We start from the raw sequence: 26,690 nt of genomic DNA on the forward strand, positions 1-26,690 counted from the left end.
CACGAGGATGGGCATGGACACAGGCACTCCCGCAGTTCGGGGAATGTCCCGATCTGTCACAACCAAAAGTCTATGTGCAGCGCAGCATTGCTCGCAATGACGCTTGCTTGAAACCAACGCGGAAAGGATCCGCCGATCACCCTGAATCACTTAGGAAACTGAGGATTCGTCAGCATTCTGGCGCGCATTGCGGCGGCGTATCGGGACACAAAATACCACTTATGCGTGTATCACCGAGTGGCCTAGCGTCCGTACGCCCCTTTCATTTCAGGACTTCCCAACGATGACCCAGACGCTTGGCCTCGGACTGCTCGGCACGCCGACCCAATGGTACCTGCCGGGAACCGACACGACCTTGCTGCCGCAGCCGGTCGTCGGTGCGCCGCCGTTGTTGCACGCAATCACGGAAACCAACTTCTCCGATCCGCCACCCAGCGGCCTCCTGTTCGGCGGGCTGGTGCAGGCCAGCCGTGGCGACTCCGGCCTGCTGGTCGACGTGCTGGGTGCATGGAACAGCGTGAAGAATGCCACCATCCTCTCGGACGTGGCGGACCGCGTGACGCTGTCCGGCTTCGTCCATGCCGACGTCACGCTCGGCGATGGTGGTGATTCCTTCGTCGCGCTGATCGGCGCCAAGCGTGGCAACGTCATCACCGGCGACGGCAATGACGTCATCAGCATCGAGGTCGCCGACAACGCACTCGGCTGGGTCAACACCTTCCGTGTCACGACCGGTGAGGGCGACGACATCGTCACCTTCCGCGCACTCGACATCGCGGAGCAGGTCGCTGCGGGGGATACGACATTCGCCGCGACGGCCAATGGCGCGGGATCCTTCACGGGTCGCGACGCCGGTACACTCAGCATCACCGCGCTCGGGGCGGGGGATGACCGCTTCCTCGGCCTCGGCGAAAGCCGCGATCAGGTCTTCGGCGATGCTGGCGCGGACATGATTGCAGCCGGACGCGGCGACGATGTCCTGACTGGCGGAGCCGACGCCGACACATTCCGCTTCGCCACCGGCGACGGCGTGGACCAGGTGCTCGACTTCACGCCGGGCGAGGACCATCTGCAATTCACCGACCTCACCGTCGCACAGATCAGTGCGATGCTCGACGCCGCCGTGGCGCAAGATGGCGGAACGCTGCTGATTCACGGCAGCGACAGTATCTTTCTCGCCGGTGTCGCGCCGGACGCGTTGTCGCTCAGCGATCTGATCTGACGGCTCCGCTGCAGCGCAGGGCGCTCAGTCCGCCTGGAACCACCGTCGGGGATGGAGTCACCCCGACGACGACCGGCCCTAGCGCCGCTGCAACAACACCATATCGCGCATGCCGGACAGCATCGCCTCCCGTAGGTCGAGCAAGGCAAAGGACGCACCCCAGTGCGCCTCGAAATGCGTCCTGCCGCGCAGGCGCCGTTGACCGGGCACGGCTTCGGGCGCCTCGGCCGTGCCATGGCGCAGCCAGTGCAGCAGGCGACCCACGCCGCCCGACCCGCCGATCAGTGCTGTCGCTCCCGACGTGCCGAACAGTAGCAACCCGCCAGGCGCGATGGTGGCCGCCAGCCTTTCGACCAGTGCCGCCTCGTCCGCAGCATCGATACCGCTCAGCGCCACCACCATTCGGGCTTTGTCGGCCGGCGCCTCGGCTAACCCATCGGCGGGCCAGTCAAGCCGTGGCCCGAAGGAGGCCGGGGAGCGACCCGTCACCGCCCGCACACAGGCCGCGGCGGCGGCCTCATCGCCGTCCGGGGGCAGGGCCAGCCCGCCGCGCGGCGACCACCAGCGATCCATCGCGGAACCCAGTCGCAATGCGCCGCCACGCGCAGCCAGCGCCGCAGGCAAATGGAAGCTGTAGCTGGGATGCGTCGTGCCAGGCGACAAACCCAGCGCAGCATCCAGCGTCGCATCGCCACCCTCGATCGGCAGCAGCGCGATGCGTGCGGCATCCAGGAACAGCGCCGGCGGCGCCATCGGCGTTGCGCCGCGAGGTGGCACCGCCCAGACGCGTCCGCGCAGACCGCCATCGTTCTGGCGCTCGGCGGCTTCGATTCGCCAAAGCCCGTCGCGCAGGGCCTCGCATCGCCAGGCACGCGCGAGCTCCTCGGCAGGATCGGCGAGCAGCAGCGCCGGCCGCGCCAGCAGCGGCAGGGCCTCGGGCCCCGCGAGCAGGCGCACGTCGCGCAGCGGCCTGCCGACCAGATGTGGCGGCAATGCCAATGCGAAGCCCGATGCGGCATCGGCGGGCGGGCCGTCCGGTGGCGCGGCGCGGGCTTGTTGTCCGGGCTGGCCCTCCGCCACCACCTCGCCTGCGATCTCGAGCCGCAGCGCCGGTGGGCCGTCCTGCGCAGCATCCCACGCCCAGCCGCGCAGGGCGCCGTCGGAGATGGCCTGCACCGCGCCGCGCGTGCCGTTCGCCAGCGGCGCCGTGCCGCGGCGGCGGGCGATCACCAGATCCTGGTAGTCGAAGGGTTCCGCCCCGCGCTCACACCAAGAGCCAGGGCGCCATTCCGCCGTGAAGCCCGCGGCATCCAGCAGCGCCAGCACATCGTCCGCGTCATAGGCGACGGCGTCCTCGGGAATCGCGGGATTGCCGAGTTGGGCGATGCCATGCGCGGCAGGAAAATCGTGATCGGCCCGCCCGGCCTTGATCGCCGTGCGCGCCGCCGGATCGAGCAGGAAGAAGGTCGCCACGAACGCACCGCCCGGCTGGCAGAGACGCGCCGCCTCCGCGAAGTACCGCGCCAGCGCATCCGGCAGCAGATGCGTGAACAGCGAGAAGGCGACGACGCGATCGAAGCGTTCCTCCCAGGGCAGCAGCACCGCGTTGCGCGCTGCGATGCGCCCGCGCGGATTGGCGTAGCTGTTGCGGATGTCGGCGTGGTGAAAGCGGAAACGCGGATCGATCTCGCCAATGTGACGGCGGCACCAGGCGATCGCCTCGGCCGATGCGTCCATGCCGAGATAGCGTGCGCGCGGACCGAGCCGCGAAGCGAGCGGCATGGCGAGCCGCCCCCAGCCGCAGCCGACATCGAGGATGGCGTGGTCCTGCTCGACGCCCGCCGCATCCTCGAGCGCCGCGCGCAGCAGCAGCCCAGTGGCGAGGAAGTCCTGTGCGTCGGCGGACCCGACCCGCCGCAGGGCGGTGCGATCGGGCAGCGGGAAGCCGGGTGCGGCGAGGAAGCGGCGCGCCTCCGGTTGCGCCAGGATCCGCGCTGATCGCATCATGAATCTCCCGTAGCGATTATATTGCGACGCAATAACAACCATTGGTGTATGGTCACAATACCGCCAGATGATCTATGGTTGTGTTCTCTTCGGTGCTTGTATCCGGCCGCCATGCCGGACACGAGCCCCCTCGGAGCCCCCAGGCTCATCATCCTCGCAACCGACGGCCATGACGCCCGTCCCTTTGTCGAAGCGCTGACGCGCGGCGGCATCGCGGTGCAGATGGCAGACAGCCATGACGTGCTGATGCTCCGCGCCGCCGTGGAGATGCCCCACGCCGTGCTGGTCCTGCCCGCGCAATGCGCGCCGGCGAGCGCCCACGATGCTCTCATGCTGATGCGGAGCATGCCGCGCGTCCCCTGCGTCCTCGTGGCTGCGCCCGGCGACGGTCCGGAAGTCCGTGCCGCCGCGCTGGAGGCCGGCGCTGCCGAAGTTCTGCACGGCGGCATTCCGCTGCCCGAGGCGATCGCCCGCATCCGCGCCGTGCTGCGGCGTACCCCGCCGCATGGTGGCACTGAGTTGGGTGCCTGGCGCCTGCTGAGCACGGGTCACCGTCTGGTCTCCCCCAGCAATCAGGTGCTGCGACTGACGAGTGCAGAGTTTGGTCTGATCACGCTGTTGGCCACGGCGGGTGGCGAGCCGGTGGATCGCGAGGCGGTTTGCCAGTCGGTGTTTCGCCGCCCCTGGCGCCCCGATGACCGGGCGGTGGACAGCCTCGTGAAGCGGCTGCGGCCAAAGCTTCCAGCGGACTCCATCCAATCCGTGAGAGGCGTTGGCTATGCGCTGAGTCTCGCGGTCCGGCAGGTGCATAAGCGTGTGTAAATTTGTGCACCGCACACAGTTGAGACTCTCCCTGCCACAATCCACAACCTAAAGTGGTGCTCGTCAGATCGGAACAACCGGTTCCAAGCACGGGAGATAGTGACCATGGCGGATTTCGCGACACTTCCCGGCGGCATGCTGCTTGGCGGCAATGGCCCCGACCTCGTCAACGCCGACACGGACATTCCTGGCACCTTCGACAATCTGATCGCCACTTTCGGCGGCGCGGACACCATCCACGCCGGCGCAGGGGATGACATCGTTTTCACCGGCAAGGGCGGCGACGCGGCCTATGGCGGTGCCGGGGATGACATTCTCTTCGGCGACAATGGCAACGACCTGCTCGATGGCGGCATCGGCGATGACGTCGTCGATGGCGGCAAGGGTGACGACGTCATATCCGGCGATGCTGGCGCCGACGTCCTGTCGGGCGGCGGCGGCGGCGACACGGTGCTGGGCGGCGAGGGCGACGACATCGCCAGCGGTGGCGATGGCGATGACCTGGTCGATGGTGGCGCCGGCAATGACCGCGTGATGGGCGATGACGGCCACGACACGCTGTTCGGCGGCTCCGGCGACGACTGGGTGTCCGGCGGCAAGGGCAGCGACATGCTGTATGGCGGCCCGGGCAACGATACGATGGTCGGCGGCGCGAACGCCGACACGATGGTGGGCGGCGCCGGGTCCGACACCTTCTACTTCGAGAGCGGCTTCGGCCGCGACGTGGTCCTGGACTTCCGTCCGGGCGAGGATGTCATCGCCATCAAGGCGAACATCAACGGCACCGGCATCACCAGCGCCGATGACCTCGCCGGCCGTGTGTCCAGCGACGACACCGGTTCGGTGATCAATCTTGGCAGCGGCGACCAGATCAAGCTGGTCGGCGTCTCCAGCGAGGATCTGCTGAGCAATCTCGACAGCTACGTTCGCATCGTGTGAGGCGATCCTGGACGCGCGCTCCGAGGTCGCAGTTTCGGCGGGGGAGGTCCTGGACCTCCCCTTCGCAGGGGATGCCGCACAGGGCAGTGTGGTCGCCCTGCCGCGCGCGCTGCTGACCCGGGACGGCATCATACTGGTCGATGTCACGCTCGGCGCCGCGTTTCCGGATGGCGCGGCGCGCCTTCTCGTGGATGGGGAAGCATTGCCGCCGCCCAGCGCGACGGCGATGCCAGGCGAGAGGCGGGCCGTCCATGCGGCCCGGCCGCGTCGCCCGCTGCGGACCGGCGCGGCGTTCGAACTGCGCTTCGGCGCGCAGGCGGCCGCCCGTTTTCCGCTGCCGCCGCTTCTCACGGCCAAGGATTTCGCTGAGGGCTTTTCCGCCGCCGAGCGCGAGGCGCTGCTGCGGTTTCTCGCGGCCACCTGCGCGCCGATGCTTCGTGCCGGCGGCGATGGCGATCTCGCTGTTCTTTGCCAGCTTCTCGCGGTGCCGCGCGGCGTGGCGCGCCGGATCGCCCGGCCCGAGGCCGGATTGTCCATTTGGCAGGTGCCAACGGCGCCGGAAGGCGTGTGGCGGTTGCTGACGCCGTCGGGAATTACCTCGGCTGGCTCGCCGGCCTCGGGGGTACTGGTGCTGGACGGCGCGCCGCCGCCTGGCAGCCTGCTTCTGCCGCCGGCACCCCTGCCGCCGATGCGGCTCGCCGTGCCGACGGGACAGCCCGGATTGCGGGCGACGATTCGCGCGGCGCTGGTGGGGCGGCGCGGCGTTCCGCGGCTGCTGCCTGCGCTGTCTGCCCGCGCCGCGCGCGACCACCGGGCCGCCCGCCTGCTGCGCGAGGTGCAGCTTCTCGCCCCGGCGCGGCCCACGCGAATCGACGATGCGGCGGGGCCGATCGGCGGCGGGATCGAACTCGCCCTGTCGGACCATGAGGGTGGCGTCTTTCTCTGCGGCTGGCAGCGTGATCCGCTCGGCCTGGTGGCGGGGCTTGCGCTGCGCGGGCCGGGCGCGTCGCATGTCGTCCCGCCCGGCGCGCTGCATCGCGTGGCACGGCCAGATATCGCCGACCGCTTCGCCAAGGCGCCGCTCGGCGCGGCTGGTCCGCGCGCGGGCTTCATCGCGCATCTGCCCGGCATCGATCCGGCCGGCACGGCACAATGGCAATTGGCGCTGCAGCTCGCCGGAGGCGGAGAGGCGGTGCTGACGGCGCCGCCCGGCCTCCTGCCCGCGGCCGCGGCGCGCGACCTGGTGCTGCGCGCGGCACATCCCACCGCCGTCGATGCGGCGTTGCTCGATGCGGTCATCATCCCGCCGGCGGCGGCGCTGCACCGCGCCGCGCGGCGCGATGCGTCGGGAACGCCGGAGGTCATAGGGTTCGGCGACGCCACGGAACGCCCGCGGGCCAGCCTGATCATCCCGCTCTATCGCAATCTGCGTTTCCTGCGCTTCCAACTCGCCGCCTTCGCGCGGGACGAGGCATGCCGCCGCGCCGAGCTGATCTATGTCCTCGACAGCCCCGAACAGCGCGCCGAGGTGGAGCATCTGCTGCAGGGCATGTCGGAAATGCTCGCCATCGGCGTGCGTCTCGTCGTCATGCCGCGCAACGGCGGCTATGCCGCGGCCTGCAATGCGGGTGCTGCGATCGCGCGGGCGCCGGCGCTGCTCTTCCTCAATTCCGATGTGCTGCCTGCGGGACCGGGTTGGCTCGGGCCCATGCTGGCGCGGTTGGCGCGCGATCGTCGTCTCCTCGCGGTCGGCCCGCGTTTGCTGTTCGAGGACGGGTCGATCCAGCATGCCGGGATGCTGTTCCGTCGTGGCGTGGATGGCGTCTGGCTGAACGACCATTACTGCAAGGGCTATCCGCGCCGGCATCCGGTAGCCGGGCTGGCGCGCCGGGTTCCGGCTGTGACCGGCGCCGCGCTGCTGGTCCGCCGCGCCGCCTTCGAGCAGGTCGGCGGCTTCTGCACCGACTACATCCTCGGCGATTTCGAGGATTCCGACCTCTGCCTGAAGCTCCGCGCAACAGGTGGCGAAATCGCCTACGAGCCGACCGCCGAGCTCTTCCACTTCGAACGCCAGTCCATCGCGCTGCATGACGGACACGCCCGGACCCTGGCCGGCGCGGTGAACCGCCGCCTGCACCATGCGCGCTGGGACAGCACCATCGCTGCGCTGATGGCGCGCTTTCCGGAGGCGTGAGAGCGATGCGGGTCCTCTTCCTCGCCCACAACCATCCGGCCTTGCAGGCCGGCGGCACCGAGACCTTCGCGCTCGGCCTTTTCCGCGCACTGCGCGACCGGCATGGCGCGGAGGGGCTGTTCCTGGCCGGTACCACCGGCCTGCTGCGCGAACGGCGGCCCGGTACGCTGCTGCAGGCGGTCGGCGACGCGGCCGATGAGATGCTGGTCTCGCTCGACCATTTCGATCGCTTCTTCCTCTCTCAGGGCGATGTCTACGGCCTGGCGTCGCTCGGTCCGATGATCACGCGGCTGGACCCGGATGTGGTGCATCTGCATCACCCGCTGCTCTGGGGCATGGAAGGCATCGACTGGCTGCGCCGCGTTCTGCCGCGGGCGACCATGGTCGCCACGCTGCACGACTACTTCCTGCTGTGCCCGCGCGAGGGGCAGTTGCTCACCGCCGATGGCCGGCTCTGCGACGGGCCGTCCGGCGACGCCTGCCGCCGCTGCTTCCCCGACCGGATGTCGAGCGACTTCATGTTGCGCGAACTCGGCTTGCGCGGCGCCTTCGCAGCCTTCGACGCGCTGATCGCGCCGAGCGCCTTCCTGCGCGATCGCTTCATCCTCGCCGGCTGGCCGCCGGAGCGCCTGCATCTGCTGCGCAATGCCGTCCCGGCCGCTGATCCGGCGCCACATCGCGACGCGCCCGATGGCCGCCGCGATCGCTTCGCGGTCTTTGGCAACGTGAACCGCTTCAAGGGCGCGCTGGTGGCGCTCGGCGCCTCGGCGCGGCTAGAGGCGGAGGGTGTCGGGCACGGTCTCGCCATCCATGGCGGCACGGCCTGGCAAAGCGAGGCCTTCCTCGCCGAGTTCAATGCCGCGCTCACCGCCGCGCCATCGGCACGCCATCACGGCGCCTATGCGGCCGGTGGCGTCAGTGCGCGCATCGCCGCCGCCGACTGGGTCGTGGTGCCGTCCATCTGGTGGGAGAACGCGCCGCTCGTCATTCTCGAAGCCTTCCGCCATCGCCGGCCCGTGATCTGCGGCGATGTCGGCGGCATGGCCGAGGCTGTGCGCGACGGCGTCGACGGGCTGCATGCGCCGCTCGGCGATCCCGCCGGCCTTGCTGCTGTGATGCGCCGCGCCGCGGAGACGCCCGGCCTGTGGGACCGACTTGTGGCCGGCATCGTGACGCCGCCGGACCTCGACGCCGCGGCGGCGTCGCACCTCGCATTCTATCGCAGCCTGATCACCGCCAGCGCCGGAAGGAGACGCCATGCCGTCCGAGACCGCGCCATCGCCTGATGTCGTCGCCCCCGCCGCCGAACTGCATGGGCTCGTCGACAATGCCGCCGCCGACCGGCTCTATGGCTGGGCCTGGAACGCCTCCGTGCCGCAGGAACGCGTGGCGGTCGAACTGCGGCTGGGTGCCGCGACGGTGTTCCGCACCCAGGCGAATTTCGCGCGGCCCGACCTCGCCAAGGCCGGCATCGGCGATGGCTGCCATGCCTTCGAGATCCCGCTCGAACCCGAGTGGATCCGTCGCCGTGCCGAACTCGCAGTAGTCGTGCGCGCCGAGGACGGTACAGAACTGGCGGTGCCGATCCGCATCCGTCGCCCTCCCGCCGAGGTGCAGGAAGCCGGCGGCCAGCGCACGCTCGAGGCGCTGGTGGCATCCCATCGCCGCATCCACGAGGAACTGCGCACCATCAGCGCCCGGCAGCCCGAGGCGGCGTCGCTCGATGAGCTGACGCGGACCCAGCGGGCCCTCGCCGGGCAGGTCGAGACGCTGATGCTCTGGCTGACGCGATTGGACGAACGTCTGGCCGCGATGCCCGCTGCGCCGCCTCCACAACGGCCGCGACGCGGCCGTGACCGCTGGACGCTGCTGCTGGCCCTGCTGCTCGGGATGATCTGGGCCGGCTCGCTGTTGTTCGCTGCTCGGCTCGCCGGGGGCTGACGCATGGCCTCGGCGGCGATGGCAGGGTTGGCGGCGGAAATGGCGCGCACCGCGCGCGCCGCCGCGTGGCTCGGCCTCGCCGGGGCATTGGGGCCTTTCGCGTTGGTGATGCTGACGGTGCAGTTCTATGCGCTGGTGGTGCCGACCGGCAGCCTCCCGACCGCCGTCGGCTTGTCGGCGGGCTTCGCCATCGTGGCGGTGACGGTCGTCGGGTTGGGGCAGATCCGCGAAAGGCTGCTGCTGGCCGGCACCGAGCGGCTGGTGCGCCGGCTGACGGCACGCGCCCTGCCGGCCGCGACGGCGCGTGCGGCGCTGCCGGCGGTGGCGGCAGACCAGGTGTTGCGCGACATCGAAGCCGTCCGCCGGGGCGTGGCGGGGCCGCTCTCGGCAGTGGCGCTGGATGCCGTGCTGGTGCCGGCGCTGCTGGTGTTGCTGGCCGCCTTCCATTGGGTCTTCGCGTTGTTCGCCCTGGTGGCGGCGGGCGTCGCACTGCTGCTTGGCCTGACCGCGGAGCGTGCCACGCGCGCGGCACTGGTCGATGCGAACAACGCCTCGGTGCAGGGCGCGCGGCTGGTCGCCGATGCGGCGCGCTGCGCCGAAGCTGTCGAGGCAATGGGGATGCTGCCGTCGCTCGTCTCGCGCTGGGCCAGCACGATGGCGCTCGGTGCCGCCGGGCTGCGGCGCGCGCAGGGCACGGCGCGGCTTGCCCGGTCGGCGACGGCGACGCTCTACGCGGTGGCGCAGGGTGGTGCCATCACCGTCGGCGTCGTCGTGCTCGTCGAAGGCAGCAACGTCGGATACGGCATCCTTGCCGGCATGCTTCTGACGGCGCGCGTGATGGATCCCTTTTCGCGCATCGGCGGCCAGTTCGATGACGCGGCCTCCGCGCGCGCGGCCTGGCGGCGGCTCGACCAACTCCTGGGCGCGGATGAGGCGGCGCCAGCCACGAACAGCCGCGCCTTTCCCTGCCCGGACGGACGGCTGCTGGTGGAGCGTGTGACGCTCGTCTTTCCCGGCGCGGCGCGGCCGCTGCTTCGGGACGTGAACCTCGTAATGGGTCCCGGAGACGTGGTGGCCTTCGCCGGGCCGCCAGGCACCGGCAAATCGGCGCTGCTGCGTGTGCTGGTGGGCATCCAGCCCTGCAATGCGGGAGAGGTCTTCCTCGACGGCCATGCCACGGCGCAATGGGATCGCGCCGACCTGGCGCGACATCTCGGCTACCTGCCGCAGGAGCCGGTGCTGCCGGAGGCTACGGTCGCGGAATCGATCGCGAGGCTGGATGCGACGCCGGACATGGCGACGGTGATCGCGGCCGCGCGGCTGGCCGGCGCGCTCGACATGATCGCCGGCCTGCCGAACGGATTCGCCACGCGCATCGACGGGCGCATGGCGCTGTCGATGGGCCAGCGCCAGCGCATCGCGCTGGCCCGTGCGGTGTACGGGACGCCGCGGCTGGTACTGCTGGACGAACCGGCCGCCTATCTCGATGCCGAGGGCGAGGCCGCCGTGGCGTCCATGATCGCGGCCTTGTCGGCGGCAGGGACGGGCGTGATCTTCACCTCCCATCGCGAAGGCCTGCTGCGCGCGGCCGCGCGGGTGATGACGCTGCGCGACGGGCGGCTCGAGGATGCGGGTGACCGGCGGCGGATGCTCGCCGCGCCGCGTCCGACGCGCGCCCTGCCACAACCGGCGCGGCGCCTGCCCGCACCGGAGGCCGCATGACGGCCACCATGTCCCCCGTTTCCGCGCCCCTGCGCGCGACCCTGCCGGTGCTGGCGCTCTGCGTGCTGTTGTCGGTTGTCGTGCAGGCCAGCATGCTGACGACGCCGCTGCTGACCATGCATGTCTTCGACGGCGTGATGGAAAGCCGCAATCTCGAGACGCTGTGGGTACTGGCTGCGGCCATGCTGGTCGTGCTGCTTCTCGGCGGCGTGCTGCGCCATCTGCGCTCGGCTCTGCTTGCCGCGCTGTCGGAACGGGTGGGACGGCGGCTCGAACTCCGCGCGCTGGCCGCGGCGGTGCGCGTCGCGATGCGTGGCGAAACTGCCGGCACCGGTCGCGCGCTGCAGGACGTGGCGGAATTGCGGCGCCTGCTCGGCGGGTCGGTACCGGCGGATGTACTGGATCTCGTCTCGATCCCGATCGCACTGGTCGTGCTGTGGCTGCTGCATCCACTGTTCTTCGTCGTGGCGCTCGTCTGCGCCACGGTGCAGGGCCTGGTCGGCATCGCCGCCGACCGCGCGACACGCGGGCCGGTGCAGGCGGCGACGCAAGAGGAGGCTCGCGGCCGGCGCGGCCTCTCGGGGCAGCTCGCGCAGCGCGAGCTCGTGCTCGGCCTCGGCCTGCTGCCGGCGGTGCTGGCGCGTTTCGCGCCGGTGCAGGCGCGCGCCCTGGCGGATCGCGGCGCCGCGGAAGCGCGGGCGCGGGCGCTCAACGGGATGCTTCAGCTCGCTGTCTTCGCCCAGCAGCTCGCCACCGTGGGGGCCGGCGTGACGCTGCTGCTCGCGCATGCCGTCTCGCCGGGCGCCATGCTGGCGGCGGCGACGATGACGAATCTCGCGACCCAGCCGGTGGTGAACCTCGTCGGCCACTGGCGGGACTGGAGTGACGGCATCGCCGCGGCGCGCCGGCTGGCGGCCATCGTGCTGCACGGCCGGCCGCCCGACGCCGTTCCGCCCGAGGACGCGCCGCCCGGCTTGCGGATCGAAGGGCTGACGTTGCGGCCGCAAGGTGCGGCGGCGCCGCTGGTTGCCGACCTGACCGTTGACCTCGCGCCCGGCACCACCTGGATCGTCGCTGGCCCGAACGGCATCGGTAAATCCACGCTGCTGCGGGCGATTGTCGGTCTCGGCGCGCCGGAGACCGGGCGCGTGATGCTGGATGGCCAGGACACGCTGCGGGTCGACCGCGCGACCTTGGGCCCCTTCGTCGGCTACCTGCCGCAGGAACCGCAGCTCATGGATGGCAGCGTGCTGGAGAATGTCGGCCGCTTCGGCGCGACCGGCACGCAGGGCGCCGTGGCCGCGTCGCGCCTGGTCGGCGCCCATGCGGCGATCGGGCGCCTGCCGCGCGGTTACGAGAACGCGGCCGGCCCCGATGCCGGGCTGTCCGGTGGACAGGCCCGGCTGGTCGCGCTCGCCCGCGCCTTCCACGGCTTGCCGCGGCTGCTGGTGCTCGATGAGCCGGAAGCAGGACTCGACGGGCAGGCGCGCTTGACGCTGCGCCAGGCGGTCACGCGGGCGCGCGAGGCAGGTGCGATCGTGCTGCTGGTGTCGCATGACGCATCCGCCTGGCGCGGGGCGGCCGATGGCGTGCTGCGTCTGGCGAAGGGCGGCACCTGGACGTTGGAAACTGCCGTATGAGCGCCGCCGCCGACGCGCTGGAACGCGCCTTCGATGCCGCGATGCCGCCGCCACGGATCGGACGGCTGGTGGGGGCCGCGCTCCTCGTCCTCGTGGTCGGGGTCGGTGGGCTGCTGGCCTGGGCGTCCGTCACGCCGATCGAACGCGCGGTGGTCGGGCAAGGGCAACTGGCCGCTGAAGGACGGCGCAAGACCGTCATGCTTCTCGAACCCGGCATCCTGCGGCATCTGCTGGTGCGCGAGGGCGAACGCGTCGAGGCCGGGCAGCCTCTGTTTCAACTCGACACAACGCAGGCCGATGCGGCGGCGGCACAGGCGCGCGCGAGCTTCCTCGGCCAGTCGATGCGCGCGGCGCGGCTGACGGCCGAGCAGCAGGACAGCCGTATCCTCGATGTGCCGCCCGACGTGGGCGCGGCGGCGCGGAATGATGCGACGATCGCGACGCTGGTGTCGGCCGAGAGCAGGTTGTTCGCGGCACGATGGGAAGCCTATGACGGCGCGCTCGGCGTCAGCCGTGCGCGCATCGCGCAGCTTCAGGAACAGATGGCGGCCTATGTGGCGCAACGCGATGCCACGGCGCGACGGCTCGCGGCCATCCGCGAGGAACTGGTGGGCGTCACGCAACTGGTTGGACGCGGCTTCGCCACACGCACACGGCTGTGGGAACTGCAGCGCGCCGAAGCCGAGATGCTCGGCAATCTCGGTCAGTACCAGGCGCAGGAAGCCCAGGCGCGCGAAGCGATCGCGCAGGCCGAGCTGGAGGTGGCGAATACCAGGCTGAACCGCCAGCAGGAGGTTGCGCGGGACCTCCAGGATGCGCAGGCGCAGCGCGCCGACGCCGAGCAGCGGCTGCGCGGCGCCGAGGATGTGCTGGCCCGCCGGCTGCTCGTCGCCTCCGAGCCCGGCATCGTCACGGAGATCCGCTTCTTCACGCCCGGCAGCAGCATCGCCGCCGGGACTGCGGTGCTCGACCTGGTGCCGGTGGATGACCGGCTGGAGGCCGAGATCCGCGTCTCGCTGAACGACATCGAGAATGTCAGCGTGGGGCAGCCGGCGCGGCTGCGCCTGTCCGCCTTCCGATCGCGCGAGGTGCCGCTGCTGCCGACCGAGGTGACCTACGTCTCGGCTGACCGGCAGGTGGACCAGCAGGGCTCTGCCTATTTCGTCGTACGCCTGGCGCTGCCGGCCGGGGCCGATGCGGCGCTGCCGCGTGGCGCCGCGCTGGCGCCCGGCATGCCGGTCGAGGCCTTCCTGCTCGGCGAGCGGCGCAATGCGCTGAACTACATGCTGCGGCCGCTGCTCGACGGCCTGCGCCGGTCGCTGCGGGACTGACCGATGCGCAGCGCGCCCCTTCACCTCCGCAAGACAAGGCTCGGGCCATGACCGATTTCTTTGCGCTGCTAGAACGCCGCCGTGGCGGCCTCGTGGCCAGCGAGCCGGACTTCGTGCCGCCGCCGGACAGGCCGGAGGTCATGGCCGTCACCCCCGATGCGCTGCGGACCGTCCGCATGACGGCGCTGGCGCGTACCGGATTGTTCGACCGCGCCCATTACCTCGACGCCTATCCCGACATCGCCGCGGCGGGTGTCGAGCCTTTCGAGCACTTCTTCGATCACGGCTACACCGAGGGGCGGCGGCCGAACGCCTACTTCGATCCGGCCTTCTATATGGCGCAGAATCCCGACGTCGTGGCGGGCGGGCTGAATCCGCTGTTCCACTACGCCTTCCATGGGGATGCCGAAGGACGCAAGCCGAGCCCCTTCTTCGATCCGGCCTGGTATCGCGAGCGCTACCAGCTCGCCGAGGAGGTAAACGCCCTCGCGCATTGGCTGGCGCAGCGGCGCAGCGGGCGGTTCAGCCCGATGCCCGACTTCGATGTCGAATACTATCTGGGCCGCAACCCGGACGTCGCCGCGGCCGGCGTCGATCCCTTCGAGCATTTCTGGGGCCAGGGCTACAAGGAAGGGCGCGACCCGTCACCGGCCTTCGACGTGCGTTTCTATGCGCAGCGCTACCTGCGCGGGGACCTGTCGGAAAATCCCTTCGCGCATTGGCTCGCGCATCGTCACGAACCCGGCGTGCATGGCCGCATGCCGGAGGACGAGGCCTCGGTCCCGCGCGAGGTCAGGCGCTTCACGAAGCCCGGCCCGGATTTCGAGGAGTTCCGCCCGCTGCCGCCCGACGCGGCGCGCCGCGTGAAGCTGCTGGCGTACTACCTGCCGCAGTTCCACGCCTTCGAGCAGAACGACGCCTGGTGGGGCAGCGGCTTCACCGAATGGACCAACGTCCCGCGTGGCCTGCCGCGCTTCAAGGGCCACTACCAGCCCCGCGTGCCGCGCGATCTCGGCTTCTACACGCTGGAAGGCGACACAACCTTTCGCCGCCAGGTGGAGATGGCGAAGGCCGGCGGCGTGCATGGCTTCGTCTTCTACTGGTACTGGTTCAACGGCACGCGGCTGATGGAGAAGCCGGTCGAGCGCTTCCTCGCCGATCCGTCCATCGACATGCCCTTCGCCCTGATGTGGGCGAATGAGAACTGGACCCGCCGCTGGGATGGCGCCGAGAGCGAGGTGCTGATCAGCCAGGATTATCGCCCCGACGACGATGAGCGGATGGTCGCCGAATACGCCCGGCACTTCCGCGATCCGCGCTACATCCGCATCGGCGGGCGGCCGCTGCTGATGATGTACCGGCCCGCGCTGATCCCGCAGTCCAAATCCACCATCGCGCGCTGGCGGCACCTGTTCCGCGAGACGCATGGCGAGGATCCGCTGATCATCATGGCGCAGGGCTTCGGCGACACCGACCCGCGTCCGCATGGCCTGGACGGTGCGATCGAGTTCCCGCCGCACAAGCTGACTCAGACGATGGAACCCATCGCGACGGGGCTCGAGATCCTCGATCCCGACTTCACCGGCAAGGTCTATCACTATGCCGAGGTGGCGCGCGTCTCGGTGGAGGAACCGGCGCCCGACTTCCCTCTGATCAAGACTGCCGTGCCATCCTGGGACAATGACGCGCGGCGGCAGGGCAATGGCCTCGTCATCACCGGATCGACGCCGGCGGCCTACGAGGCCTGGCTCGCCCGCCTGATCGAGCACGCCGGCCAACACCCCTTCCATGGAGAGGCGATCGTCTGCGTCAACGCCTGGAACGAATGGTGCGAGGGTGCCTATCTCGAACCCGACCTGCATTTTGGCGCGGCCTATCTGAACGCGACGGGCCGCGCGGTGACGGGGCAGACGCAGCTTGGGGAGGACGCCCCGCCGCGGCTGCTGCTGGTCGGCCACGACGCCTTCCCCGGCGGGGCGCAGCAACTCCTGCTGTCGATCGGCGCCACGCTGCGCCGCGCGCATGGCTGCGAGGTCGAGTTCCTACTGCTCGGTGGCGGCGCGATGGAAGCGGCCTATCGCCGCGTGGCGCCCGTCACCGTCGTCAATCAGGGGACGATGTCGGCGCGGATCGGGGCGTTGGCGGCGCGCGGCTTCCGCCATGCGATCGTCAACACCACCGCGGCCGGGCCCGCCGTGCCGGCGTTGAAGGCGGCGGGCATCGGCGCCGTGCAACTGGTGCATGAACTGCCGCGGCTGATTCGCGAGAAGCATCTGTCCGACAGCGCGCGCGCGGGCATCGGCGCGGCGCGCAAGGTGGTGTTCCCCGCCGGCTTCGTGCGGGACGAGGTGCTGGGCCTGCTCGGCATGACGCCCGATGAGCGCTGCGTCATCCGCCCGCAGGGAATCTACAAGGACCTGTCCGCCCCGGACGGTGCGCGGGCGGCGATCCGCGCCGAGCTCGGTATCGCGGAGGAGGACGCGCTGGTCCTCGGCATCGGTTACGCCGATATGCGCAAGGGCTTCGACCTGTTCCTCCAGCTCTGGCGGTTGCTGCGCTGGCGCGGCCGGCGGCGGGTGCATCTGTGCTGGCTCGGCACCATGGATCCCGGCATGGAGGGCTGGCTCGCCGAGGAGATCGCCGCGGCCAAGGCCACCGGCACCTTCCACATGCCTGGGCGGCGCGACGACGTCGGCGCCTTCCTGCGCGCGGCCGAGGCCTATGCGCTGACCTCGCGCGAGGATCCCTTCCCCTCGGTCGCGCTGGAGGCCATGGCCGCCGGCCTGCCCGTCATCGCCTTTGATCGCAGCGGCGGCATCCCCGAGATGCTGGCCGAGCACGCGGCCGGCGTGGTGGTGCCCTATGGCGACGTCACCGCCATGGCGGAGGCGACCGCCGCCGCACTGGCCTCCGATGCGCCGGTGAAGCGACGGATGCGGCGCTCGCTCGCCGTCGAGCGCTTCGCCTGGCGGCCCTATCTGCGCGACCTGCTTGCCATGGCAGTGCCGGACCTGCCGAGCGTCTCGGTCGCCGTGCCGAACTACAACTATGCGCGCTACATGCCCGAGCGGCTCGGCAGCGTCTTCGCCCAATCCCTTCCGGTGCGGGAGGTCATCGTGCTCGACGACTGCTCGACGGATGGCAGCCTCGATGTCATCCGGGCGGTGGCGAAACGGCATGGCCGCGACATCCGCCTGGCGCCGAACGAGACCAATTCCGGCTCGGTCTTCGCGCAATGGCGCAAGGCAGCGGAGATGGCCGAGGGCGACTTCCTTTGGATCGCCGAGGCGGACGACCTCTCCGACCCAGACTTCCTGCTGCGCGCCACCGCGCGGATGAAAGCCGACCCGGCGATCGCCTTCGCCTTCACCGACAGCCGCACCATCAACGCCGACGGCAGCGCGCAGTGGCCAGACTACAAGGGGTACTACGCGACGCTCGGGCGCGATGCCCTGCAGCGCAGCGAAGTCTTTACCGGCCTGGACTTCGTGCGCCGATTTCTCGCCGTGAAGAACCTGGTGCTGAATGTCAGCGCCGTGGTGTGGCGGCGGCAGGCGCTGCTCGATGCGCTCGCCGCCTGCGGCGAGGAACTGCGCGGCTTCCGCATGGCGGGTGACTGGAAGCTGTACCTGCAGGCGCTCGCCGTGCCGGGAGCGCGCATCGCCTATGAGGCGGCGCCGCTCAACGTCCATCGTCGCCATGCGCAGAGCGTCACCCACGCCCTCGATGCCGCGCGGCATGTCGAGGAGATCGCCCGCTGCCACGATTATGCGCGCGCTGCCTTTCCGGCGGCGAAGGAGGCCGCCAAGGCCCAGCGCGACTACCTCGCGGAGGTGGCGGCGCAACTCGGTGCCGCGCCGCCCGCCACCGCGAAGACCCGGCGCCCCGCGCGCCGCAAGAACCGCCGCAAGGCATGACGCGGATGAACGCCAAGACCCGACGCAACCCGATTGGAGATCGCGATCCGATGTATGTCCCGCCCTATGACGCATTGCTCCACAGCATCTACACCTCGCGCGACGCGCTGAAGGCGCAGCAGGAGGTGACGATCCCCGTCGGCCTCTTCCGCTTCCTGCTGCAGATCGCGGTGGCGAATGGCGACTTCAACGAGGCCGGCTACCTGGCTGCCAACCCAGATGTCGCAGACGCGTTGAACGCCGGCGTGATCGACAGTGCCCGGATGCACTACATCGGGTTCGGCTATTTCGAGGGCCGCCAGGGCGGCACGCCGGATGTCGAGGAGCGCTGGTATCTCCACTCCTATCCCGATGTCGGCGCCGCGGTGAAAGCCGGCAAGCTGAATTCGGGGCGTGAGCATTTCAGCATGATCGGCGCGGCCGAATGGCGCAGCCCGAGCCCGCGCTACGAGGCCGACGCGCAGCAATGGAAGCAGGCGCTGCACGCCGCCTGAACATGGGGGAGGGGCTCGGCCCCTCCTCCTCCCGCCGGCGTGCCGGCACGACATTCTTCGCCCTGGAGGCTCCATGAGCGAGATCGCCCCGCCACCTCTGTTCCGCATCGCCGCGCCGGGCGAACGCATCTGCTTCTGGGGGGCACCGGCGCATGTCGGCGCCTATGCCAGCCTTGCCGAGGGGCTGGACGCGACCGGTGCCAACACCGGTAACCTGTTCATCGGCCACGGCCTGTTCCATGGTACGGATTGCGCGCAGAAGGCTTTTCATCCGGGCTTCGGGGCGATTCCACCGGAGCGGTTGCATGAGCATTTCGACCGCGTCTTCGTCCCTGCCTCGAACTTCGTCGGCAACGGCGTCGACCTGACCGAGCACGCCGCCTATTTCGCCAAGGCCAAGGTGCCGATCTTCTGCTTCGGCCTCGGCTCGCAGCTGCGCCCCGGCGAGAAGCCGGCCCTGAAGCCCGGCACCGAGCGCCTGCTGCGGCTGATGGCCGAACGCGGTTCCATCGGCGTGCGTGGCGCCTTCACGGCGGAGGTCCTGTGGGACATGGGCATCCGCGACGTCAGCGTCGTGGGCTGCCCCTCGCTGCTCGGGCTGCGGACGTCGACGCTCGAGCGCCTGGCGCGCGCGGTGCCGGCGCGCGACAAGGTGGCGCTGAACCTGTCCAACAATGTCCGCCGCCACGCGCTGCAGCCCGAGCCGATGCGCGTGTCCGAGAACGGGTTGTTCCAGCGCCTGCTTGGCGAGAATGCCTACTACATGCTTCAGAACGAGCGGCCGGAGATGGAGTTCCTCGCTGCCATGGCGGCCGGCGACGGCGCCAGGGCGGAGGCCGCGGCGCAGAACATCGCGGTGATCTTCGACATCTCCGCCTCCCGCGACGACCTGCGCCTTTTCCTCGAACGGCGGGTACGGATGTTCTTCTCGGTCGATGACTGGGTGGGCTGCATGCAGACCATGACGGTGTCGATCGGCAGCCGCTTCCACGGCAACATTGCCGCGCTGCTCGCGGGTGTGCCGGCGCTGTTCCTGGTGCACGACATGCGTACGCGGGAATTGTGTGAGCTGTTGCGCGTGCCGCATCTGTTGCTCGACCGGCCGGTGCCGGCGGAGGAGATCCTGGAACGCGCCGCCGAGGTCGATTACCGCCCCTTCCTCGCGCAGCTCGGCCGGCTGACGATGGAATGGCGGCTTTTCCTGCACCGCAACGGGCTCGACATCGCGCTTCACGCCGAAGCCGAGCCGGCTTCGGGGCCGACCGCCGCGGCCGCCTGACGATGCGGTACGTGCTGGCCGTGCTTGCGCTGCTGTGCATGCAGGTCGCGGCACGTGCCCAGGACGTGACGGTCGGCGCCATACGCTGGGATGACTGGCTGCCGACCTCGCCGGATGTCGCCTTACTCGACAGGCCGCAATGGCGGTCGCGCATCCCCTTCCACGCGGCGCGCGATGCGTCGGGCGCCCTGCGCATCAACGGCGCGATGGAGAACGTCCTGGCGGCGGAAAGCGCCTATGCCCGCGCCGGTGGGCTCGACTATTTCGTCTTCGGTCTCTACCCCGAGACCGGCTCCTGGGGCCGTGCGCCGGCACGGCAACTGGAGCTGAACCGCGCGCTGGTGTCCTTCCTGCGGCTCCCCGATCGGGCCGGGATGCGCTTTACGGTCAGCCTGAACCAGTCCTTTCCGCGGGAGGATCTGGCGGATGTCACGCAGACCCTGGCTGAGCTCGTCGCGCATCCGGACTATATGCGGACCGCCGATGGCCGCGCCCCTGTCTTCCTGTTCGGCCATGAGCCGGAATCATGGTCGCGCTCCCTTGGTACGCCGGAACGCTTCCGCGATGCCTTCGCGGCGCTGCGCGAAGCCGTGCGGCAGCGTGCCGGCGTTCCGATCCTCGCCGTCCTCCTGCATGCCAATCCCGAGCGCGGAGCGGCGCTGGCGCGGCAACTCGGGATGGACATGCTCTCGGCCTATGTCGTGCCGGCCGGCAATGGCGGGCGCGCCCTGGTCTATGCCGACTGCATGGCGCGGATGCGCGCCCATTGGCAGGCGCTGGCGGCGAGCGGCATGCCCTTCCTGCCCAACATGACGACGGGCTGGGACTACCGGCCGCGCATCGAAGCCCGAGGTCAGCGCACGGACGCGCCCACCGGCCCGAACTGGTGCGAGCCACCGCGACCCGGCGAGCTCGGCGCCACGCTGCAAGAGGCCAGACGGGTTGCGACCGCGGATTTCCGCAGCGTGCTGGTCTATGGCTGGAACGAGTTCACGGAAGGCGGCTGGCTTTCGCCCACCTGGGCAGAGGGCACGGCGCGGCTGGCGGAGTTCCGCGAGGCCCTCGGCCCGCGCGACACGCCCCGAGAGGTCGTGCTCACCTGGCCCGACCAGGGCGTGACCGCGCCGGATTGCGCTCTGCGCAGCACCATGCGCGACCGTGCGGCAACGTTGCAGGCCTGCCACCGGCCGGGCGCCGAACCCTGGCCCTGTCCGCCGGGGATGAGCGTGCAAAGCGACGCCTTGCGCGCGCCGAGCGGCTTCGAGGCGCTGTGGCACGATGGCGCCTGGGCGGTGCGTCGCTGTTCATCGAGCGATGGAGGATGATGCGGGGTCCGCGACTGACCAGCATATGCCGCAGGCACCGAGCCGGCCGGCCAAGTCGAACTGCGCGACCAGGCTGCGCAGCTAGCGCGGGAACCCGATCGCCGCCACCGCGTCCCGCGCATCGAGCCCAAGCTCGTCGAGCGCGGACCAGAGGTGGAAGGCCAGCGGCGCGGCGCCACGGGCGCCGACCACCAGCACGCGCCGCGCGGTGCGCAGCGCCGCAGCGTCGGCTGTATTGGGATAGGACGGCCGCTTCTCGATGATCCTGATCAACGCCGGAGACCAAGCGCTGAAGCGCAGGGCACCATCAATGGCTTTGGGCGTCGCGTGGGGTCTGATTCTCCTTTGCGTGGATATGCAACTATCCATCTCGTCGCCACTGTGACCTTTGGGCGCAATCCGCGAGCCTTGCGCTTGGCCGCGTTGTCACCAATTCGTCCCGGATGATGGGGTTGCCAGCCCCGGCCCAGCATCGCCTATGGTGTTCCCTCACGGAGGAGAGAGCCGGGAGATGAACGCCTACCTGACGCGACGTCTGGCACTCGCATCCGCGGCGGCGGTCACCCTGCCCCGCTTTGCGGTCGCGCAGGCCGACCAGCGCCCCGCCATCACAGTGGCGGTGCAGAAGCTGGCGAACAGCAATGTGCTGGAACCGCTGCGCGAGCAGTCGAACGTCGGCACCCGCGTGTCCGGGAGCTTCAGCGAGAGCCTTGTGGACATCGACTGGATCGGCGACCTGGCGCTGCGTCCGTCCTTGGCCGAGTCCTGGCGGCGCATCGACCACGCGACCGTCGAGTTCACCTTGCGCCAGGGCGCGCGCTTCCATGACGGGCGGCCGGTGACGGCAGAGGACGTTGTCTTCTCCTTCGGTCCCGAGCGCATGTGGGGCAGCGGCGACCAGAGCCGCAACATGTTCGGCGCCGCGCCGGGACGGAGCCAGGGCAAGGCCCCGCCGCCGGAGGTGCCGGCCATCGCGCGGCGGGCCTATCCGGCTTTCGACCGATTCGAGATCGTCGATCCACGCACCGTGCGGTGGATCAACAAGACCCCGGACGTGACGCTTGAAGGTCGCCTTGCGCGCAATATCGGCGTCATCATGTCGCAGGCCGCCTTCGATGCCGCACCGACCTGGTTGGACTGGGCGCGCAAGCCGGTCGGCACCGGCCCTTATCGCGTCGTGGAGTTCCGCCCGGACCAGTCGCTGACGCTCGCCGCCTTCGATGAGCACTGGGCCGGCCGGCCACCGCTGCGGCAGATCCGCTTCGTCGAGGTTCCGGAGGTCGCGAGCCGCATCAACATGCTGCTCTCGGGCGAGGCCGATTTCGCCTGCGACATACCGCCCGACCAGATCTCGACGGTGCAGCGCAGCGCGCGGTACGAGGTGGTCGGCGGCAACGTCATGAACCACCGCATCTCGGTCTTCGACAAGAACCAGCCGGCGCTGCGCAGCCCGCTGCTGCGGCGCGCGATGTCGCATGCGGTGGATCGCCAGGCGATTGTCGATGCCATGTGGGACGGGCGCACACGCGTGCCGAAGGGGCTGCAGTTCGAATTCTATGGCAACATGTTCATCCGCGACTGGGAGGTGCCGAAATACGACCTGGCCGAGGCGCGCCGCCTGGTGCGCGAAAGCGGGTATCGCGGTGAGCCGATCCCCTATCGCCTGCTCAACAACTACTACACCGCGCAGGTCCCGACGGCGCAGATCCTGGTGGAGGGCTGGCGCCAGGCCGGCATCAACGTGGCGATCGAGATGCGCGAGAATTTCCCGCAGGTGCTGTCGAATCAGGGCCAGCGTGGCATCTGGGACTGGTCGAATACCGCGGCCTTCAACGACCCGGTCTCCTCCCTGCCGAACAATCACGGGCCGCAGGGCCAGCAATGGCAGGTCGGCGCCTGGCGCAACGACGAGTTCGGCCGGCTGTCCGAAGTGCTCGACACTTCCGTCGAGCATGACGAGCGCCTGCGCGCCTTCCGGCGCATGATGGTGATCGCGGAGCGCGAGGACCCTGCCTACATCGTCCTGCACCAGACGACGAACCTGACCGCGAAGCGCAAGGATATCGCCTGGAAGCCCGCACAATCCTTCTTCATGGACTTCACGGCGAGCAACTGGGGCCGCCGCGCCTGATGCCTGGACCGCTGGTCCGCATTGCCGGCCTGCGCGTCGAGTTCGACGGCCTTCCGGCATTGCGCGGTGTGGATCTGGCGGTGGACGCCGGCGAGGCGGTCGGCCTCGTCGGCGAATCCGGCTGCGGCAAATCCGTCACCTGGCTCGCCGCGCTCGGCCTGCTGCCGGGCAAGGCGCGGGTGACCGGCAGCGCGACGCTGGATGGGCAGGAACTGCTCGGAGCCCCGATGCCGGTGCTGGACCGCGTGCGCGGCGGACAGGTCGCGATGATCTTCCAGGACCCCGCCAGCAGCCTGAACCCAGTCCATCGCATCGGCCGCCAGGTGGCGGAGGCGCTGCGTCTGCACCGGGGCATGGATGGCGCGGCGGCGCGCGCGGAAACGCGGCGGCTGCTCGACCAGGTCGGCATTCCCGATGCGGGCAACCGCGTTGATGCCTATCCGCATGAGCTTTCCGGCGGGCAGAACCAGCGGGTGATGATCGCCATGGCGCTCGCGGGACGGCCGCGGCTGCTGGTGGCGGATGAACCGACGACGGCGCTCGACGTGACCATCCAGGCGCAGATCCTCGACCTGTTGGGCAGGCTGCGGCGGGAGACTGGGATGGCGCTGGTGTTGATCTCCCACGATCTCGGCGTGGTGGCGGAAACCTGCGATCGGGTCGCGGTGATGTATGCCGGGCATGTGGTGGAGGAGGTGTCCTCCGCGCGGTTGTTCGCCGCGCCGGCGCATCCCTATACGCAGGGGTTGCTGTCGGCCTTGCCGCCGCTGGATGGGCTGCCGCGCCAGCATTTGCCGGCCATCCCCGGCAGCGTGCCCGATCCGCGCGCCCTGCCGCCGGGCTGCGCCTTCGGCCCGCGCTGCCCGCGCCATGCGGGCTTGTGCGACGCCGCGGTGCCACCGCTGGTTCCGGTCGCGCGGGACCAGCGCGCGGCCTGCCGTATCCTGGGCGCGGATGTGCCGCCCGCCTTCGGGCTGGCCGCGGCATGACGGTGTTGCTGGAGGCGGAAGGGTTGGTGCGCCGCTACGCGATGCGGCGCGGGTTGCTCGGGCGGCAGGTGGAGCTGCGCGCGGTGGACGGCGTGTCGCTGCGCCTTGAACGCGGCGAGACGCTCGGACTGGTTGGTGAATCCGGCTGCGGCAAATCCACCACGGGGCGGCTGGTGCTAGGGCTGGAAGCCCCGGACGAAGGTTCCGTGCGTTTCGACGGCGCGCCCGTGCCGCGTGTCGGTTCGGCCGCCTGGCGCGCGCAACGGGCGCGGATGCAGATGGTGTTCCAGGATCCGCTCGGGGCGCTGGACCGGCGGCTGACGATCGGGGCGCAGATCACGGAGCCGCTCGAGATTCATGGTGTTGGCGGAGCGCAGGACCGAGTGGCGGGGCTGCTGCGCGATGTCGGGCTGCGGCCGGATTTCGCGACGCGCTATCCACATGAGCTCTCCGGCGGACAGCGGCAGAGGGCGGTGCTGGCGCGCGCGCTCGCCACCGATCCGGCGTTGCTGGTCTGCGACGAGCCGATCAGCGCGCTTGACGTCTCGGTCCAGGCACAGGTGATGAACCTGCTGATCGACCTTCAGGCGGAACGCCACCTGACGATGCTGTTCATCAGCCACGACCTGCGTGCGGTGCGGCAGGTCAGCCACCGCATCGCGGTGATGTATCTCGGCCGTATCGTCGAGGAAGGCGAACCGGATGCGGTACTCCGCGACCCTGCGCATCCCTACGCGCAGGCGCTGGTCTCTGCGATTCCCCAACCTGGCAAGGCGGCGGTGCGCCAAGTGCTGCAGGGCGATCCGCCCAATCCCGCCGCGCGTCCGCCGGGCTGCGCCTTCCATCCACGCTGCCCCGTCGCGGTGGGCATCTGCCGCAGCATTGTGCCGGAGCTGAAGCCACGCGCATCGGATGGGCGCCGCGTCGCCTGCCATGTCGCGCAGGGCGAAGGGCTGGGGGTCGCCGCCTAGATGCTGCGCTTCATCGCCGGGCGGCTGCTGCGCGCCGCGCTGACCATCGTCATGGTCGTGACCTTCGCCTTTGTCGTGCTGCGCCTGTCGGGCGATCCGGCGCTGCTGATCCTCAGCGTCGATGCGCCGCCGGAGGCGGTGGCGGCCTTCCGTGAGGCCTGGGGCCTCGATCGCCCACTGTGGCTTCAGTATCTCAGCTACTTCGGCGCGATCCTGCAGGGCGATCTCGGTCAATCCATGCGCGACGGGCGCGATGCGATCGAGCTGGTGACGGAACGCATCCCCGCGACACTCGCGCTGACGCTGCCCGCATTGGCGCTGAAGATCGGCATTGGCATTCCGGCTGGCGTCTATGCGGCGCTGCATCGCAACTCTGCGACCGACCGCGTGGTGATGGTCATGGCAGTGGCGGGCTTTGCCGTGCCCTCCTTCGTGCTCGGGCTGCTGCTGGTGCTGGTCTTCGCGGTGCAGCTGGGATGGCTGCCCTCGGGCGGGCAGGAATCCTGGCGGCACGCGATCCTGCCGGTGATCACGCTGGGCATCGGCGGCGCGGCCGTGCTGGCGCGTTTCACCCGATCGGCGATGCTGGAAGTGCTTGGCCAGCCCTATATCCGCACGGCGAGCGCCAAGGGTGTGCCCTGGCGCGCCGTGGTGCGCGGCCATGCGCTGCCCAACGCCGCCATCCCGACGGTTACCATCGTGGGTTTCATGGTCGGCAGCCTGATCGCCGGCGCGGTGGTGGTGGAAAGCGTCTTCTCCTGGCCCGGCGTCGGGCGGTTGCTGGTAGTGGCCGTGTCGAACCGCGACCTTGCCGTCGTGCAATGCGTGCTGCTGTTGGTGGCGGCGACAATGGTGACGTCGAACTTCATCGTCGACCTGCTCTACGGCATGCTCGATCCTCGGCTGCGTACCGCGCGCGGCGGGGGGAAAGGATGAGCGTGCGCGTCCCGCCGCTGGTGGCGCTGGCCCTTGCCTGGGTGGTTCTGATGCTTGGCATCGCCATCTTCGCCGATGCGGCCGCACCCTATTCCTACACGGCGCTGGACCTGCGCGCGCGGCTGTCGCCACCCGTGGGCTTCGGCGGCGGCTGGGCGCATCCGCTGGGCACCGATGAACTCGGTCGCGACGTGCTGTCGCGCCTGGTGCATTCGATCCGCATGTCGCTGCTGATCGCCTTCGGCGCCTGCATCATCGCAGCCGTGCTGGGGACGCTGCTCGGTTTCCTGGCGGCGCATTTCCGCGGCGTCGTCGAACATGTCGTGCTTGCGCTTGTGGACTTCCAGGCCAGCATGCCCTTCCTGGTGCTGGCGCTGTCCGTCCTCGCCTTCTTCGGAAATTCACTGGTCCTGTTCATCTGCCTGCTCGGGCTGCATGGGTGGGAACGCTATGCGCGCATCGCACGCGGCCTTGCCATCAGCGCCGGCGCGCAGGGTTATGCGGCGGCGGTGCGGCAACTGGGTGCCTCGCCGGTGCGCATCTATGGGCGGCACATCCTACCCAACATCGCGAGCACGCTGATCGTGTCCATGACCCTGGCCTTCCCGGAGATCGTGCTGCTGGAAAGCGGCCTCTCCTTCCTCGGGCTGGGGGTGCAGCCACCGGCGACCTCGCTGGGGTCGATGGTCGGCTATGGCCGGGAGTACCTGACCCGCGCGCCCTGGGTGCTGCTCGCGCCATCCATCACCATCGTGCTGACGACGCTGGCGGTCTCCATCCTCGGGGATTGGCTGCGCGATCGGCTCGACCCCACGCTCCGCTGAAACGGG

General features: G+C 70.1%; 20 protein-coding genes. 18 read left to right on the forward strand and 2 right to left on the reverse strand.

Going from position 1 to position 26,690, the window contains the following annotated elements:
- Positions 1 to 283 precede the first annotated feature (283 nt).
- Complete coding sequence (locus AC2YHJ_RS00005; RefSeq protein WP_487393235.1) at positions 284 to 1,222, forward strand: calcium-binding protein; 939 nt, start codon at positions 284 to 286, stop codon at positions 1,220 to 1,222.
- A gap of 78 nt (positions 1,223 to 1,300) precedes the next feature.
- Here the strand turns inward: AC2YHJ_RS00005 and AC2YHJ_RS00010 are convergent, their stop codons facing one another.
- On the reverse strand, positions 1,301 to 3,229 hold the full coding sequence (locus AC2YHJ_RS00010; RefSeq protein ID WP_487393237.1) for a class I SAM-dependent methyltransferase: 1,929 nt from the start codon (positions 3,227 to 3,229) through the stop codon (positions 1,301 to 1,303).
- 111 nt (positions 3,230 to 3,340) lie between these two features.
- Here AC2YHJ_RS00010 and AC2YHJ_RS00015 point away from each other — a divergent pair, with 111 nt between their 5' ends.
- The 12 genes from AC2YHJ_RS00015 to AC2YHJ_RS00070 all read left to right on the forward strand — a co-directional run bounded on the left by AC2YHJ_RS00015 (position 3,341) and on the right by AC2YHJ_RS00070 (position 20,833).
- Positions 3,341 to 4,051 (forward strand): winged helix-turn-helix domain-containing protein, encoded by a 711-nt coding sequence (locus AC2YHJ_RS00015; RefSeq protein WP_487393238.1) that lies wholly within the window; start codon positions 3,341 to 3,343, stop codon positions 4,049 to 4,051.
- A gap of 105 nt (positions 4,052 to 4,156) precedes the next feature.
- A complete protein-coding gene (locus tag AC2YHJ_RS00020; RefSeq protein WP_487393239.1) occupies positions 4,157 to 4,990 on the forward strand; it encodes a calcium-binding protein in 834 nt (277 codons plus the stop codon).
- Between the two features lie 88 nt (positions 4,991 to 5,078).
- Positions 5,079 to 7,184, forward strand: a complete 2,106-nt coding sequence (locus AC2YHJ_RS00025; RefSeq protein ID WP_487393240.1) for a glycosyltransferase — start codon at positions 5,079 to 5,081, stop codon at positions 7,182 to 7,184.
- Positions 7,185 to 7,189: 5 nt separating this feature from the next.
- Complete coding sequence (locus AC2YHJ_RS00030) at positions 7,190 to 8,470, forward strand: glycosyltransferase family 4 protein (protein WP_487393241.1); 1,281 nt, start codon at positions 7,190 to 7,192, stop codon at positions 8,468 to 8,470.
- Positions 8,442 to 9,125, forward strand: a complete 684-nt coding sequence (locus AC2YHJ_RS00035) for a hypothetical protein (protein ID WP_487393242.1) — start codon at positions 8,442 to 8,444, stop codon at positions 9,123 to 9,125. Before AC2YHJ_RS00030 ends, AC2YHJ_RS00035 begins: the two co-directional genes overlap by 29 nt.
- A gap of 39 nt (positions 9,126 to 9,164) precedes the next feature.
- Positions 9,165 to 10,847, forward strand: a complete 1,683-nt coding sequence (locus tag AC2YHJ_RS00040) for an ATP-binding cassette domain-containing protein (RefSeq protein WP_487393243.1) — start codon at positions 9,165 to 9,167, stop codon at positions 10,845 to 10,847.
- On the forward strand, positions 10,844 to 12,487 hold the full coding sequence (locus AC2YHJ_RS00045) for an ATP-binding cassette domain-containing protein (RefSeq protein WP_487393244.1): 1,644 nt from the start codon (positions 10,844 to 10,846) through the stop codon (positions 12,485 to 12,487). Before AC2YHJ_RS00040 ends, AC2YHJ_RS00045 begins: the two co-directional genes overlap by 4 nt.
- Positions 12,484 to 13,818 carry an HlyD family type I secretion periplasmic adaptor subunit gene (locus AC2YHJ_RS00050; RefSeq protein WP_487393245.1) on the forward strand — a complete coding sequence of 445 codons (1,335 nt, stop codon included), beginning with the start codon at positions 12,484 to 12,486 and terminating at the stop codon, positions 13,816 to 13,818. The genes AC2YHJ_RS00045 and AC2YHJ_RS00050 overlap by 4 nt, the downstream gene beginning before the upstream one ends.
- A gap of 47 nt (positions 13,819 to 13,865) precedes the next feature.
- Positions 13,866 to 17,735 (forward strand): glycoside hydrolase family 99-like domain-containing protein, encoded by a 3,870-nt coding sequence (locus AC2YHJ_RS00055; protein WP_487393246.1) that lies wholly within the window; start codon positions 13,866 to 13,868, stop codon positions 17,733 to 17,735.
- Between the two features lie 5 nt (positions 17,736 to 17,740).
- Positions 17,741 to 18,229 (forward strand): hypothetical protein, encoded by a 489-nt coding sequence (locus tag AC2YHJ_RS00060; RefSeq protein WP_487393247.1) that lies wholly within the window; start codon positions 17,741 to 17,743, stop codon positions 18,227 to 18,229.
- Between the two features lie 73 nt (positions 18,230 to 18,302).
- Positions 18,303 to 19,508: a polysaccharide pyruvyl transferase family protein gene (locus AC2YHJ_RS00065; protein WP_487393248.1), complete on the forward strand. Its 1,206-nt coding sequence runs from the start codon at positions 18,303 to 18,305 to the stop codon at positions 19,506 to 19,508.
- Positions 19,509 to 19,519: 11 nt separating this feature from the next.
- Entirely contained in the window at positions 19,520 to 20,833 is a 1,314-nt protein-coding gene (locus AC2YHJ_RS00070; RefSeq protein ID WP_487393249.1) for a glycoside hydrolase family 71/99 protein, read from the forward strand.
- A gap of 81 nt (positions 20,834 to 20,914) precedes the next feature.
- Here AC2YHJ_RS00070 and AC2YHJ_RS00075 read toward each other — a convergent pair whose 3' ends face one another.
- On the reverse strand, positions 20,915 to 21,106 hold the full coding sequence (locus AC2YHJ_RS00075) for a hypothetical protein (RefSeq protein WP_487393250.1): 192 nt from the start codon (positions 21,104 to 21,106) through the stop codon (positions 20,915 to 20,917).
- Positions 21,107 to 21,344: 238 nt separating this feature from the next.
- On the opposite strand from AC2YHJ_RS00075, the gene AC2YHJ_RS00080 reads away from it, so the two are divergent.
- From AC2YHJ_RS00080 to AC2YHJ_RS00100, 5 genes are read left to right on the forward strand one after another with little or no spacing between them, the layout of a single operon-like run.
- Positions 21,345 to 22,964 carry an ABC transporter substrate-binding protein gene (locus AC2YHJ_RS00080; protein ID WP_487393251.1) on the forward strand — a complete coding sequence of 540 codons (1,620 nt, stop codon included), beginning with the start codon at positions 21,345 to 21,347 and terminating at the stop codon, positions 22,962 to 22,964.
- Entirely contained in the window at positions 22,964 to 23,953 is a 990-nt protein-coding gene (locus AC2YHJ_RS00085) for an ABC transporter ATP-binding protein (RefSeq protein ID WP_487393252.1), read from the forward strand. Before AC2YHJ_RS00080 ends, AC2YHJ_RS00085 begins: the two co-directional genes overlap by 1 nt.
- Entirely contained in the window at positions 23,950 to 24,924 is a 975-nt protein-coding gene (locus AC2YHJ_RS00090) for an ABC transporter ATP-binding protein (protein WP_487393253.1), read from the forward strand. Before AC2YHJ_RS00085 ends, AC2YHJ_RS00090 begins: the two co-directional genes overlap by 4 nt.
- Positions 24,925 to 25,860, forward strand: a complete 936-nt coding sequence (locus AC2YHJ_RS00095; RefSeq protein WP_487393254.1) for an ABC transporter permease — start codon at positions 24,925 to 24,927, stop codon at positions 25,858 to 25,860. It abuts the gene before it with no gap.
- Positions 25,857 to 26,684 carry an ABC transporter permease gene (locus AC2YHJ_RS00100; protein ID WP_487393255.1) on the forward strand — a complete coding sequence of 276 codons (828 nt, stop codon included), beginning with the start codon at positions 25,857 to 25,859 and terminating at the stop codon, positions 26,682 to 26,684. Before AC2YHJ_RS00095 ends, AC2YHJ_RS00100 begins: the two co-directional genes overlap by 4 nt.
- The last annotated feature ends 6 nt before the right edge of the window (positions 26,685 to 26,690 follow it).

Source organism: Roseomonas sp. SRI_022, assembly GCF_057586215.1.